The following is a 14,659-nucleotide window of genomic DNA, read 5'->3' as shown; positions in this document are numbered from 1 at the left end:
AGCAATGCTTATATGAGTTTAAAAGACAAATTCAATATAAGTGTAAAAAGTATGGAATAGAATTTATAGAAGCAGATAAATGGTATCCTTCATCAAAAAAATGTTCTTGTTGTGGAAATATCAAGAAAGATTTAAGACTTAAAGATAGAATATATAAGTGTTCTTGTGGTCTTAAAATTGATAGAGATTTTAATGCAAGTATTAATTTAGCAAATTATTCAATTCAGAATATCTAACCTGAAAATAGATTCTGAATATGTACCCATCGATACTGGGGAATTTAAGCCTTTGGACTGTCATATCAAATGAAAGTAGTATGTGATTTATCACGTGCAAAATCAGATAGGGTGAAGAAGGAAGATACAAAACGAAAGTCTTAGGATATAAGTTGTATCACAGTATAAATGAGACTTGATTTAGAAGGAGTGTTAACGAGTTCTAAATCTTTAGTCGAATTTATCTAGGAGCGTGTGCCCGTTTTAAAAAAAGTCTAAAATAAAATTTACGGGCACTAGCTATCAGATAAATGTCTACATTTAAATAGAAATGTGTATATTTTTCGTATCGGGAGCAATAAAAAGTTTTTACTTGGAGACAAAGAATTTTTACCAGAAGAGTTATCTTCTTTTATAATAAGAAGGTTAAAGGAAGATGCAGAGGAGTTTTTAGGAGAAGAAGTAAAGGAAGCTATTATAAGTGTGCCTGCATATTTTAATGATGCTCAAAGAAGGGCTACAAAAAGAGCAGGAGAGATGGCAGGTCTTAAGGTTGAAAGAATGATAAATGAGCCAACAGCTGCAGGAATAGCTTATGGAATTCATAAGAAAAAGTTAAATACAAAGTTTTTAGTATTTGACTTAGGTGGTGGAACTTTTGACGTTTCTATGCTTCAAGTTTTTAATAATATAATAGAAGTTCGTGGAGTTGCAGGAGATAACTTTTTAGGTGGAGATGATTTTACAAATGTAATATTTGAAATGTTTTTAAGAGAAAAAAATCTTAAAGATGCTGAGTTAGATAAAAAGACAGTGGCTCATATTAAGAGAAAAGCTGAGGAATGTAAGCTAGCTTTTGAAACAGAAAATAATGTAGTTATGAAATGTAAGATAAATGATGAAATTATAGAGTATGAGATGAGCTATGCAGATTATGAAAAGAGCTGTCAAATGTTACTTATGAAAATAAGAAAGCCTATAGAAAGAGTTTTAAAAGATGTTAAGATAAAAATTAAGGATATAGATGAAATTATATTAATTGGTGGTGGAACAAAGCTTAGAGTAGTAAGAAGCTTTGTAGCTAAATTGTTTGGAAGACTGCCTAATGTAAATATAAATCCAGACCAAACAGTAGCTCTTGGAGCAGCTATCCAGGGAGCTATGAAAGAGAGAAAGGCCTTAATAAAGGATATAGTTTTAACTGATGTGTGTCCATATACTTTAGGAACAGATGTATCAGTAAATTATGGAGAAAAGGGCTATGAAAGTGGACATTTTTGTCCAATAATTGAAAGAAATACAACAATACCAGTAAGTAAAACAGAAAGGCTTTACACTGTATATGACAATCAAAGAAAATTAAAGGTTGAAATACTTCAAGGTGAAAGTAGGTTCTCAAGAAATAACATACTTTTAGGAGAGCTTACTGTAGATGTACCTAAAAGAAAAGGTGGAGAAGAATCTATAGATGTAACTTATACCTATGATATTAACTCAATTCTTGAAGTTATAGTAAAGGTAGTTTCAACTGGTGAAGAAAAAAAGATAATAATAAAAAATGATAAAAATGACTTATCAGATGAAGAAATAGAGGCGAGATTTAAAGAGTTAGAAGACCTTAAAATTCACCCAAGAGATAAAGAAGAAAATAGACTTATCCTAGAGCGTGGAGAACGATTGTATGAAGAAGCTATAGGAGAAGATAGAAAAATTATAGAAGCAGTTTTAGAAAAGTTTGAGATAGTTTTAAATAAACAAGATGAGAAAGACATAAGAGAGATGAGAATTGAAATAGAAGAATATTTTAATGAAATAGAATTTTCATTTATGTAAAAAAATGCGAGTGGTAAAAATATTTTTTACCACTCGCATTTTTAGTTATCAGATGAATTTGGGAAAATCATATTTGGAAAAACTTTTTTTAGATAAGAATCTGGATAATGCTTGTCTAAAAATCTATCAACAGCATTTGTAGCAGGTTTATGGTCCATTCTAGCAACTTCACGTCTTACTGCAAGAGTTGAAATTAAGATATTAGGAACCATAAGTATGATACAAATATATGTTATGATCTTAACTTTTTTTGGAGAAAAATAATTAAAGAATTTATTAAATAATGGATAAACTTCCTTTAAGAAGAATACGCCAAGAACACCCCAAAAAACACAGTATTGAATGCTTGTCCTACCACCAATACTAAAGGCAGCTTTAGTGTAGTCCCATGAAACTGTTCCAGTTAAAAATTGTTGTCCCCATGAACAAAAATACTCGAAAACACCACCTAAAATAGCACTAACTAAAAATATTAGAGAGCCACGTTTATGAGCAAATCTATAAAGAATTACTGCACATAAAGCAAAGGCGATTCCGTATACAGGAATGAATGGACCGTAAATAAGACCTTGTCTATTTTGGAAATATCCATTTTTAATAAAACACCAAAGGGTTTCAACGATAAAGCCTAAAACAGAGCCAACCATAAATAGCCAGATTATCTTGTAGAAATTAATCTCTTTTTTAAAATCAAAAATTGTAATCACTTCCTTTTTAAAATATATAGCAATATACCATTATAATAAGGCTTGTATATGAATAAAGTGTAAGAAAAGAATAAATAACAATGATAGCAAAAAGCGGAAGCTTCACATATTATATTGTGATAAATATGTTAAAGGTGGTGGAATTTATGAGCGCAGTATTAGATTGTCTTTTATATACAACAAATCCAACAGCAACGTCAACAATAGATTACGGACAACCTATTTTATTTAATTATGATTATGTAATAGATACAACAGTATTTAATAGAGACCATTTAACAGGTGAAATAACTATATTAGAAGAAGGGAATTATCTAGTTAACTGGTGGGTTGTTACGCAAACTGCTGATAGTGCAAGGTCAATAGGCTTTGCTATTAAAGGAAGAGGAAAAGATGGAGTATACCATGATTATCAAGCAGCAGTTAATCCATTAAAAACAGGACAAATATCGGGTTCATCTATTTTAGCTTTATCAAAAGATGAGATTCCATTTAAGTTTCAATTAGTTAATATAACTGGATACTCACTAGGGCTACAATCTTCAGTAGTACTTGCTTTAGATACAACAGCACAAGCTGGAATAGTTGTAACAAGAGTAGCAGATGGTGGAAGTGTAGGACCAACAGGACCACAAGGACCACAAGGACCAATTGGAGCAACAGGACTACAAGGTGAAAGAGGAACTATAGGACCAATTGGACCAACAGGTGAAAGGGGAGAGGTAGGACCTAAAGGTGAAACAGGAATCCAAGGAATAACAGGAGAAACAGGAGCAAAAGGAGACGTTGGAGCTACAGGAGCACAAGGTGATGTTGGACCAAGAGGAGATAGAGGGCCACAAGGGATAGCAGGGCCAAGGGGCTCGGTAGGTCCACAAGGACCAAAGGGAGAAAGAGGAGCACAAGGAATACAAGGTGAAGTAGGCCCAGCAGGTGGAATAGCTAAGATTTCATCAATAGAAAACTATTTAATTATCGATTCACCCTTGGTGGTAGCTTATAGAGAAACGATAAATTTTAGAGATTCTAATGTTAATTTTGTTATGGATGGAACAGGGATTGGTGGAAATTCAGCAATTAATATATTAGAGAATGGGGATATTGAGCTTCTTGAAGCTGGAATGTATACATTCAATTGGTATTTAAATATAGAGGGAATTTCTCAGGTTCAGTATATTGGATTTGATATTATAAAGGTTGAAAATAATATTCCACAATTTGAAATTCCATTAGTGCATAGTGAGTTTCCAATTATAATAGTTGGTCAGCTTGTAGGGCAAGGGATGGTGGCTATTACAGAAAAAACAACTGTTAGAATAATTAATTCTAGTGTACCAACATCAGATAAAAATGGAATAATGTCATTTATGAGTAAAAATAATGTAGTTGGTTCTATACAAATAATTAGCTATACAATAGGAAGATAAGTACTCACAAAAGATATCTAGAAAATCATATATTAATATATATAAATTTTAATATGTGAAGGTGAGTTATATGGAAAATGTAGAAATAAAGTTAATCACAGTTATAGGAATGGAAGAAGAAACTGTAAATGCAGCAGCACCAATAGTTAAAGAGACTGTGCCAACAGGTGTTAGTTTAATTAAAGCACCTCAGATGTGGAGCAAAAATTATACTGGCAAAGGTGTTACTATTGCAGTTATTGACACAGGTTGTGCAACAGCACATCCTGACTTAAAGGGACAGATAATAGGTGGAAGAAACTTCACAAAAGAAGACAATGGAAACTTAGATATCTTTGAAGATTATAATGGACATGGAACTCATGTATGTGGAACTATTGCAGCAAAGAGAGATAATGTTGGTGTAATAGGTGTTGCACCAGATGCTAAATTATTAGTTTTAAAAGTTTTAGATAAGAATGGAAGAGGAGACTTAGTTGGATTAATTAATGCAATAAAGTATGCTGTAGAAAAAAAGGTGGATATAATATCTATGTCTTTAGGAGGAAGTGTAAATACTAAAGAATTATATGATGTAATAAAATTGGCAGTTGGAAATGAAATATTAGTTGTATGCGCAGCAGGAAATTCTGGAGATAACAACAGTCAAACAGACGAAGTTGAATATCCTGGAGGATATAATGAAGTTATTAGTGTTGGGGCTGTTAGTGATCAAAGAAGTGCAGCGGTGTTTACAAACTCAAATAAAGAGATTGATTTAGTAGCACCAGGAGTAAATATAATCTCTACTTTTTTAAATAATAGTTATAGAAGTTTATCAGGGACAAGCATGGCAACTCCACATGTTAGTGGAGCTTTAGCTCTTGTAAAGCAATGGGCAAGAGAAGAATTTGGAAGAGAGCTATCAGAAATTGAGTTATATGCACAGCTTATAAAAAATACTATTGAGTTAAATATGAAAAGAACTATCCAAGGAAATGGAATGTTAAATTTAGACTTTAAAAATTACAAATAAATAAGACTCATAATTATAGAGAGAATCGAGAAATTAAGCTAGTTTGAATGGGAAAATGCATTTGGACTAGCTTTTAATTTACAAATAGTTCTAAAAATTCCATTTTAAATGGAAAAAGTAGAACTATGTAAACAGTTTCAAAAGTTAGTATAATAAAAACAAGAAATGAAGGTAAAGTGATAGTGAGAGGGGTTTTTATATATGAAAAAAAGAGATTCAGAAATATGTGTAGGATATGGTGAAGACCATAGTAAATATTTTGGGGCAGTTGCACCACCAATTATGCAAACTTCATTATTTGCATTTGAAAATTGGGATGAATTTTTAAAGGGAATTACAGCTGAAAGAGAGCATTATGTATATTCAAGAGGAGTTAATCCAACAACTGAAATATTAGAAGCTAAGCTTAAGGAACTTGAAAGAGGAGAAAAGTGTAAGTGCTTTGCCTCAGGAATGGCAGCTATAAGTTCTACAATGTTTACTTTAGTAAAAGGGAATGATCATATTCTTATGGTAAATAATGTTTATGGACCAGCAGTAGCTTATGCAAAAGAGCTTGGAAAGTTTGGAGTTCAGATGACTAACATATATGTAGAAGATGCTCGTGAGATTGAGGAACATATAAAGGAAAATACAAAGCTTATATATGTTGAATCACCATCAACTATGAATATGCAAATATTAGACCTTAAAGAAGTAGCTAGAATAGCTAAAGAAAGAAACATAATAACTGCTATTGATAATACATGGTCAACACCACTTAATCAAAAGCCAATAGAAATGGGAATAGATTTAGTTTTACATTCTTGTACAAAGTACATTGGTGGACATAGTGATACTGTAGCTGGAGCAGTTATAGGAAGCTATAAATTAGTAGATAAAATATTTGAAATTGGTCATCAGTTTGGTGGAGGCGTAATAAGTCCTTTTGATGCATGGCTTATGATAAGAGGATTAAGAACATTACCACAAAGATTAGCTTATCAACAAAACTCGGTTAAATTATTTATAGAAGAATTAAAATCTCAAAAGAGAGTTAAAAAAATAAATCACCCATTATGCTTTGAAGGAAAACAAAAGGAATTATTTAAAGAGCAAATGAATGGATACTCAAGCTTGTTTAGTGTAGAAATTGATTTTGAAAACTATGAGCAAGTTAGAAATTTCATGAATAGCTTAAAGATATTTAAGCTTGGAGTAAGCTGGGGAGGATATGAAAGCTTAGCAATAACTCCAAACTATGGAAATAATGAAGAGGCTTTAGAAGCTAGTAAGATAAATAAAAATTTAGTAAGACTTTATGTAGGATTAGAAGATCCAGAGTTATTAATAGAAGATATTAGAAGAGGGTTTGAAAGCTTTGATAAATAGAGGGAGGAAGGATAGATGTTAAAGTATATAGCAAAAAGATTTTCACTTATGGTGCTAACATTATTCATTGTTGTTACAGCAACATTCTTCTTAATTAGACTTATGCCAGGGTCACCTTTTAATGATGATCAATTAGGAAAAGATCAAATTGAGATGCTTCAAGAAAATTATGGTTTAAATGATGGAATAGTAACACAGTATGTTAGATATATGGGAAATGTAATAAGAGGTGACTTTGGAGAGTCATTCCAAAATAAGAAGGAAGTAAAAGAATTAATAGCAGATAGACTTCCAACAACAGTAAGACTTGGGATGCAAGCCTTATTATTAGGAACAGTAATAGGAATTTTAATAGGAGTTATAGCAGCAATAAAAAGGAATACTGTTTGGGATTATGGTTCAACAGTACTTGCAGTTCTAGGAATATCAGTTCCCTCCTTTATATTTGCAATTTTACTTCAATCAAGTTTAGGGGTTGATATGAAAATATTCCCTGTAATTTACACAAGAACGCAGCCATTTATGTCAAGTATATTACCAACTATAGCTTTATCAGTAGGAGTAATAGCAACAGTTGCAAGATTTATGAGAACAGAGCTTATAGAAGTTATGGGTTCAGATTACATTCTTCTAGCAGAAGCTAAAGGAGTAAAAGGAAAGGCTGTTATAGTAAGACATGCTTTAAGAAATGCCTTAATACCAGTAATAACAATTATGGGACCTATGACAGTTGGATTATTAACAGGTTCAACAGTAATAGAACAAATTTTCTCAGTACCAGGAGTAGGATCACTTTTAGTAAATGGAATATTAACTAATGATTACTTTGTAATAGTTGGAGTAGCAATGTTTTACTCATTCTTATACTTATTTGCATTATTCATAGTTGATATTTTATATGGAATTATTGATCCAAGAATACGTGTAGCAGGAGGGAAAAGCTAATGAGTAAGCAGATTGAAAAAGAAGAATTATTAAATGATGATTTAAATAATCTTGATGATGAATTATTCGAATTTAAGAAATCAGATGAGCATTGTGAAAAGATAACAAGAGAATCTCTTACTTTTTGGAAAGATGTTAAAGTAAGACTTTTTAAAAACAAAGCAGCAATTTTTGGATTAATTATGATAGCTATAATCGTTGGAACAGCAATAATAGCACCAATGGTTAGTAAATATACTTATGCAACACAAAATGAACCTTTAGATAAATATGGTTCACTACCACCTAGAATACCAATAGTTGAAAGTATACCTGTAATAGGAAAACACTTTGATGGAACTAAGGAAATAAAAGATGGTAAGAGAGTAGATGTTTATGAGCAGAGAGGATTAAAAGATGAATACTTCTTCTTTGGAACAGATGATTTAGGTAGAGATGTTTGGGTTAGAGTATGGTATGGTGTAAGAATTTCACTTATTATAGCTTTAATTGCAGCAGCAGTTGACTTTTTAATTGGAGTTACTTATGGAGGAATTTCAGGTTACTTTGGTGGAAGAGTTGATATGATAATGCAACGTATATCAGAGGTAATTGCAGGAATACCAGGACTTGTAGTAATAATACTTTTCATTCTAGCTTTTGAGCCAGGAATATTCCCAATAGGAATGTCCATAGCCATTACAGGATGGATTGGAATGAGTAGGATAGTTAGAGCACAGGTTATGAAGTTAAAAGAGCAAGAATTCGTAATGGCTGCAAAGACACTTGGAGTTTCAGATAAAAAAATAATTTTAAGACACTTAATACCAAATACGGTAGGACAAATAGTTGTTATGATAATGTTTACTATACCAGGAGCAATTTTCTATGAAGCATTCCTAGCATTTATAGGACTTGGACTTCCAGCACCAAGCGCATCACTTGGAGTATTAGTAAATGATGGATTCAAGGTTATGAGTTCAAATCCATATCTTTTAGCTATACCAGCAGTTGTAATCAGTGTATTAATGATTAGCTTTAATATGGTAGCAGATGGATTAAGAGATGCATTAGATCCAAAGCTTAGAAATAAGTAGGAGGTTAAGATTATGGAAACTTTATTAAAAGTAAAAGATTTAAAAATATCTTTTGAAACCCATGCAGGTAGAGTTAGAGCTGTAAGAGGAGTAACCTTTGATTTAAAGAAAGGTGAAACTCTAGCAATTGTAGGAGAATCTGGTTCAGGGAAATCAGTTTCTACAAAGGCTCTTATGGGTATACTTTCTAAAAATGGAAGAGTAGATTCAGGAGAAATAATATATGGTGAAAAAGATTTAACTAAGTTAAGTAAAAAGGAAATGGAGGTTATACGAGGAAAGGAAATCGCAATGATATTCCAAGATCCTATGACTTCATTAAATCCAACTATGACAATTGGAAAGCAAATCATGGAAGGAATAATAATACATCAAGGAGCTACAAAGGAAGAGGCTAAGAAAAAGGCAATAGAGCTTATAGAATTAGTTGGAATTCCAATGGCTGAAGAGAGATTTATGCAATATCCTCATCAGTTCTCAGGAGGAATGAGACAAAGGATAGTAATTGCAATAGCACTTGCATGTAAGCCTAAAATTCTTATAGCAGATGAGCCAACTACAGCACTTGATGTTACAATACAAGCTCAAATATTAGAGCTTATAAAGGATATTCAAAAGAAAACTGGTGTTGCAATAATCTTTATAACACATGACTTAGGAGTTGTTGCAAATGTAGCTGACAGAGTAGCTGTTATGTATGCAGGAAAGATTGTTGAAATAGGAACAAATGATGAAGTATTCTATGAACCAGCACATCCTTATACATGGGGACTTATAGCATCAATGCCAGATATGGAAGATGAAAGTGCTGAACTTTATAATATACCAGGTTCACCACCAGATTTATTAAATCCACCAGTTGGAGATGCATTTGCATACAGAAGTGAGTATTCAATGAAGATTGACTTTATAAAAGAGCCACCAATGTTCAAGATAACAGATACTCATAGTGCAGCAACATGGCTTCTGCATCCAAAAGCTCCACAGGTAACACCACCACAAGCAGTTATAAATTGCAAAAAGTTTAAAGAGAAAGTAGGTATCTAATATGGAAGAAAAAAATAAAGAGGTTCTACTTAGTATAAAGAATTTAAAACAGTATTTTAAAATAGACAAGAAAAAAATCGTAAAGGCAATAGATGATGTATCTTTTGATATATATAAGGGAGAAGTATTTGGACTTGTTGGAGAATCTGGTTCAGGAAAGTCTACAACAGGAAGAAGTATTATAGGATTATACAATCAAACAGGCGGAGAAATCACATTTAAGGGTAAAAATACAAATAGTAAATATTCTAAAGTTGAAAAAAAGGAATTTAAAAAGAGTATGCAAATGATATTTCAAGATCCGTATGCTTCTTTAAATCCAAGAATGACAGTAGAGGATATTATAGGTGAAGGACTTGAAGTTTATGAAATGGTAAAAAGTCCTGAAGATAAAAGAAATAAAGTTCGTGAGCTTTTAGAAACAGTAGGATTAGATCCAGACCATGCAAGTAGATATCCACATGAATTTTCAGGTGGACAAAGACAAAGAATTGGAATAGCTAGAGCCTTAGCAGTAGAGCCAGATTTTATAATTGCTGATGAACCAATCTCAGCACTAGATGTTTCAATTCAAGCACAGGTAGTAAATCTTATGAGAAAACTTCAAAAAGATAGAGGATTAACATATATGTTTATAGCCCATGATTTATCAATGGTTAAATATATAAGTGATAGAATAGCAGTTATGTATAGAGGGAAAATTGTTGAACTTGCAGATTCAGATGAGTTATATAAAAATCCACTGCATCCATATACAAAATCGCTTTTATCAGCAATACCGCTACCAAATCCAGAATATGAAAGACATAGAAAGAGAATTCCATATGATGCAAGCGTTCATGATTATGAAAATGAGAAGCCAGAATGGGTTGAAATAAAGGCTAATCATTTTGTATATGCATCAAAATCAGAAGTAGAAAATTTTAAAAAAGAAATAAAATAAAATTTATATAAAAGGGGAGAATTTTTATGATATTAAGAAAAAGAGGAATTGCAATGCTATTAACTACAATTGTTGCTGGAACAATGCTAGCAGGATGTGGAGGAACTGATAAAAAAGGGGGAAGTACAGATAAAACTTTAAAGCTTGCTTGGACAAGTGATATAAAATTAACTGACCCAACACATGCTTATGATGGAGCTACTAAGGATTTATTAGCAAACATAATGGAAGGGTTATTTATGTTAGATGATAAAGACCAAGCAGAAAAAGCATTAGCAGAAGATGTTAAATTTGATGAAAAAACAAATACTTACACATTCAAAATTAAAGAAGGTGTAAAATGGTTTAAAACAGTTGAAGGAAAAGCAGTTGAAACAGGTGATGTAGTTGATGCAGAAGACTTTGAATATGCATGGAAAAGACAAGCGGATCCAAAAACAGGTTCACAACAAGCACAATTCTTAAACTATGCAGCTATTAAAAACTATGACAAAATTTCAAAAGGTGAGCTTAAGCCAGAAGAGCTAGGAGTTAAGGCATTAGATAAATATACTTTAGAAGTTCAATTAGAAAGAGCAGTGCCATACTTTGAATCATTACTTGCAATGCCATCATTCTACCCAATAAGTGAAGAGTTTGTTGAAGAAGTAGAAAAGGGTGGAAAAACTTTTGGTACATCAATAGATACAACTATAGCATATGGACCATTTATAATGAGTGAGTGGAGAACAGATGAATTAATAAACTTTAATAAAAATGATGAGTACTGGGATGCTGAAAAGGTTGGACCAGATAAAGTTGAAATAGTTATAAATAAAGACACAGCTTCAACTAAAAACCTTTATGAAGCAGGAGATATTCACAAAATAGGTTTATCAAGTCAAGATGCAGAAACTTATAAAGATTCAGAAGAATTTGTATCAACTTTAGGAAGTGCTGTAACTTCATTAAAGTTCAACATGAAATCTAAAGCAGTTCAAAATGTTAATTTAAGAAAAGCTATGTCTATGGCAATAGATAAAGAGCAATACGTAAATAGTGTTCTTAAAAATGGTTCAAAAGTAGCAACAGGAATAATTCCAGAAGGATTTACTTTTGATAAAGACGGAAAAGATTTCAGAGAAGGTTATGCAGGAGTTAACTTTAAGTTAGATGAAGCAGAAAAAGCATGGGCACAAGCTAAAAAAGAGCTTGGAGATAAAATTGAAGTAGAGTTATTACTTACAGATTCTGATGGAGACAAAAAGAATGGTGAGTACTTACAATCACAATTAGAAAAGAATTTACCAGGATTAAAAGTTAAAATAAAGCAAGTTCCATTTAAAAACAGATTAGATCTTGAAGCAAGTGGAAAATATGATGTAGTTTTAGCAACTTACGGATTAAACTACACAGATCCAGTAGCGCTATTAGAACTTTGGACAAGCGATAGTTCAATAAACAATGCATTCTACAACAGTCCAAAATATGATGAATTAGTTAAAAAAGCTAAAGCTGAGCAAGACCCAGCTAAGAGATGGCAAATGTTATTAGATGCAGAAAAGCAATTTGTTGAAGTTGATGTAGTTAAAGTTCCAATAACTCAAGGTGCAAAAACTTTCTTAATCAGCAATGATATTGAAGGATACAGAATAAATAAAACTGCTTATGCAGATGTTTGGAAAACAGCTCAATTTAAATAAGAATATAAAGTTAAAGGGGCTTTTATAGCCCCTTTTTAAAAAAGAAGGGTTTAGGAAATTGGAGGAGAAAAGTTATGGATTATAAATTTATAGAAAAACTAACACAGATAAATGGAATATCAGGTCATGAGGATGAAGTGAGAAAAGAGCTTTATAATCACTTAAAAGATTATAGTGATGAAGTAAGCTTTGATAATATAGGAAGTATAATATTTACTAAAAAATCTAATAAAGAAAATGCACCAAAGGTTATGATAGCAGCACATATTGACCAAATTGGTTTTGTTATAACAAGAATTGATGATAATGGATTTTGTTACTTTAAGCCAATAGGTGGATGGTATCCTACGCAACTTTTAACTCAAGAAGTAACAGTTAAAACTGAAGAGGGAAAAGAGTATATTGGGGTTATAGGACATGTGCCAGTTAAAGTTTTAAAAGAAAAGAAAGAAATAGACTTTAGAGATATGTTTATAGATTTTGGTGTTTCTTCTAAAGAAGAGCTTCACGGCTTTGGCATTAGTGTTGGAGATCCATTAACACCGGTTTCAGCATATAAACCATTATGCAACAACCGATTTGTAGCAACAAAAGCATGGGACAATAGAGTTGGATGTGCAATAATTGCAGAAGTATTAAAAGCTTTAAAGGATGTAGAAATTCCATGTGATTTACATTTAGCAGGTACAGTTCAAGAGGAAGTTGGAATTAGAGGTGGAAAAACAGCCTCATACAAGATAAATCCAGATATAGGTATATCTATTGATATAGGTGCTTATGGAGATACTCCAGGAATTGATAAATATGATTCTAGTTTAGAGCTTGGTAAAGGACCTTCAATAGCAGTTTTAGATGCAACAGCTATAGGAAATACAAAGATGGTTAGATTTGCTAAAAAGGTTGCAAAAGAAGGAAATATTCCTTATCAAACAGATGTAATGCTTGCAGGTGGAACAGATACAGGAGCTATGCATATAAACAGAGAAGGTTCTATTGGATTAACAATTTCTATTCCAACAAGATATGGACATTCTCACAATAGTATAATTCACTTAGATGACTTAGAAAACTCGGTAAAATTATTTGTAGAAATGATAAAAAATATGGATGATAAAATGTTAAAAGAAATGAAAACTTTTATATAATTAAAAAAACTTCTCTATTTTAGGTAGAGAAGTTTTTTATTGTAGTAAAATGTAAAATAGTGTAAAATAAATGTATAAATTTCCTGAAGATTTGGAAAATTTAAAACTATTTCATAAGTACGATGTATTTTATAATTAATACATACTTTATGAAATTTAATTAGGGGTTAAAGGGGTTAAAGTATGAGAAAGAAAATATTGATTAATATTTTAGAGGAAACAGAATATGTGAAAATGGATGAGATTACAAAAAGGATGAAGGTTTCTGATAGAACTATTAGAAGCGAAATAATGGAGATAAACAAAGATGGGGAAAAGTTTTTAATTAGGGTAATCAATAAGAGAGGAAAAGGATATAAGCTAGAAATTGAAGATAAGGAAAAGTATGAGGAGTATACAAAGACTCTAGAAGAGGAAGAGCAATATTCTTTTACAATCCAAAAGGAAATTAGAGTTTCTAAAATAACAAAAATTATTTTAGAGTGTAGAGACTATATAACAATTGATAAAATTGCAGACTTATTAAAATATAGTAGAAGCACTGTAATTAGCGATTTAGGTGAAGTTTATAAAAATTTAGAAAAGCTTGGGATAGATGTAGAAAAAAAATCAAGGTTTGGAATTAAAGTATTAAATACTGAAGTGGATGTAAGAAAATGCTTAGCAAGACAAATCTATAAAAATAATTTTATAGACAATCTTATAGAAGTTCAAGGAGACCTTGAAAAGATATTTTTTAAGGTAAAGGAAATTTTTATAAATGAGATTATAAAAAATAAGATAGAAATAAGTAATATATGTATAGAAAATATATTTTATCATTTCAAAATTTTAATTATAAGAGCAAAAAGTAAAAATTTTATATTAGAAAATATGGAGTGTAGAGAAAAAGAGCTTGAAGTATTAAAAAATGAGAATTTTTATAGAATAAGTGAAAAGGTTTTAACTTCAGTAGGAGATTATTTAAAGGTAGAAATTCCAGAAACAGAAGTAATATGTTTAGCAAAGCAGATTTTAAAAAAATCTAATTTTTTTAGTGATAATAGTGAGATGGAAGAAAAGGTAAAGAGGGATATAAAAGAGATAATTAGTCAAATAGATGTGGAAAATAAAATAGAAATTTTAGAAGATGAAAATTTAATTAAAAATCTATCTATGCATCTATGTGGAGTAATAGAAAGAGTAAAGACAAATACTCAATTAAAAAATCCTTATTTTGAAGAAATAAATGTAAGGTATCAAGAGATAATGCT

13 protein-coding genes are annotated in these 14,659 nt (G+C 31.2%); 12 read left to right on the top strand and 1 reads right to left on the bottom strand.

All coding sequences use genetic code 11. From position 1 onward, the window contains the following. Both ACRC28_RS09570 and ACRC28_RS09565 read left to right on the top strand, forming a co-directional pair. On the top strand, positions 1–236 hold a 236-nt coding region (locus ACRC28_RS09570; protein WP_438543225.1), incomplete at its 5' end, for a zinc ribbon domain-containing protein. A 312-nt stretch (positions 237–548) separates the two neighbouring features. Then, positions 549–2,048, top strand: a complete 1,500-nt coding sequence (locus ACRC28_RS09565) for an Hsp70 family protein (RefSeq protein WP_438543224.1) — start codon at positions 549–551, stop codon at positions 2,046–2,048. Between the two features lie 41 nt (positions 2,049–2,089). Here ACRC28_RS09565 and ACRC28_RS09560 read toward each other — a convergent pair whose 3' ends face one another. Continuing rightward, on the bottom strand, positions 2,090–2,695 hold the full coding sequence (locus ACRC28_RS09560; RefSeq protein WP_438543223.1) for a putative ABC transporter permease: 606 nt from the start codon (positions 2,693–2,695) through the stop codon (positions 2,090–2,092). Between the two features lie 206 nt (positions 2,696–2,901). Here ACRC28_RS09560 and ACRC28_RS09555 point away from each other — a divergent pair, with 206 nt between their 5' ends. From ACRC28_RS09555 to ACRC28_RS09510, 10 genes are all read left to right on the top strand, one after another. Then, on the top strand, positions 2,902–4,182 hold the full coding sequence (locus ACRC28_RS09555; protein WP_438543222.1) for a hypothetical protein: 1,281 nt from the start codon (positions 2,902–2,904) through the stop codon (positions 4,180–4,182). Between the two features lie 70 nt (positions 4,183–4,252). Then, on the top strand, positions 4,253–5,197 hold the full coding sequence (locus tag ACRC28_RS09550) for a S8 family peptidase (protein ID WP_438543221.1): 945 nt from the start codon (positions 4,253–4,255) through the stop codon (positions 5,195–5,197). Positions 5,198–5,398: 201 nt separating this feature from the next. Continuing rightward, a complete protein-coding gene (locus ACRC28_RS09545; RefSeq protein WP_438543220.1) occupies positions 5,399–6,568 on the top strand; it encodes a trans-sulfuration enzyme family protein in 1,170 nt (389 codons plus the stop codon). A 15-nt stretch (positions 6,569–6,583) separates the two neighbouring features. Beyond that, positions 6,584–7,513 carry an ABC transporter permease gene (locus ACRC28_RS09540; protein WP_438543219.1) on the top strand — a complete coding sequence of 310 codons (930 nt, stop codon included), beginning with the start codon at positions 6,584–6,586 and terminating at the stop codon, positions 7,511–7,513. Continuing rightward, a complete protein-coding gene (gene opp3C, locus ACRC28_RS09535) occupies positions 7,513–8,589 on the top strand; it encodes an oligopeptide ABC transporter permease (protein ID WP_438543218.1) in 1,077 nt (358 codons plus the stop codon). Before ACRC28_RS09540 ends, opp3C begins: the two co-directional genes overlap by 1 nt. A 12-nt stretch (positions 8,590–8,601) precedes the next feature. After that, a complete protein-coding gene (locus ACRC28_RS09530) occupies positions 8,602–9,636 on the top strand; it encodes an ABC transporter ATP-binding protein (RefSeq protein WP_438543217.1) in 1,035 nt (344 codons plus the stop codon). Between the two features lies 1 nt (position 9,637). Then, positions 9,638–10,579 (top strand): ABC transporter ATP-binding protein, encoded by a 942-nt coding sequence (locus ACRC28_RS09525; protein ID WP_438543216.1) that lies wholly within the window; start codon positions 9,638–9,640, stop codon positions 10,577–10,579. A gap of 26 nt (positions 10,580–10,605) precedes the next feature. Continuing rightward, on the top strand, positions 10,606–12,261 hold the full coding sequence (locus ACRC28_RS09520) for a peptide ABC transporter substrate-binding protein (protein ID WP_438543215.1): 1,656 nt from the start codon (positions 10,606–10,608) through the stop codon (positions 12,259–12,261). Between the two features lie 74 nt (positions 12,262–12,335). Then, positions 12,336–13,406, top strand: coding sequence for a M42 family metallopeptidase (locus tag ACRC28_RS09515; protein ID WP_438543214.1), 1,071 nt, complete (start codon positions 12,336–12,338; stop codon positions 13,404–13,406). Between the two features lie 183 nt (positions 13,407–13,589). Next, the coding region (locus tag ACRC28_RS09510) for a BglG family transcription antiterminator (protein WP_438543213.1) at positions 13,590–14,659 on the top strand (1,070 nt) is incomplete at its 3' end.

The sequence above is a fragment of the Clostridium sp. genome (assembly GCF_051650885.1).
Taxonomy (GTDB): Bacteria; Bacillota; Clostridia; order Clostridiales; family Clostridiaceae; genus Clostridium.
This window is presented reverse-complemented; position numbering and strand designations above follow the sequence as displayed.